Source organism: Opacimonas viscosa (assembly GCF_024199005.1).
Classification (GTDB): domain Bacteria; phylum Pseudomonadota; class Gammaproteobacteria; order Enterobacterales; family Alteromonadaceae; genus Opacimonas; species Opacimonas viscosa.
Window position 1 is genome coordinate 1 of sequence record NZ_JANATA010000257.1, and the last position, 249, is coordinate 249.

Genomic DNA, 249 nt, shown 5'->3' on the forward strand with positions numbered 1-249 from the left:
TTCACGTTCTCTAAAGCGAGCAATTTGATCGTCGGTATGGGTACCAAAGCAGTGTGGGCAGCTTACACCCGGCTCATACTTATCACTCTGCTTGTCTTCTTCAGTAATTGGAAGTCTGCACGCGTAGCACTGCTCATAATGGCTTTTCTCTAAGTCGTGGTTAACTGCAACGCGATTATCAAATACAAAGCAATCGCCTTCCCACAATGACTCTTCTTTCGGTACATCTTCAAGGTACTGTAGAATACC

The 249-nt window shown here is 45.0% G+C and carries 1 pseudogene; it reads right to left on the minus strand.

The features are described 5' to 3' along the window. Positions 1 to 249 (minus strand): annotated as a pseudogene (locus tag NLF92_RS13500) (oxygen-dependent tRNA uridine(34) hydroxylase TrhO); the annotation flags it as partial.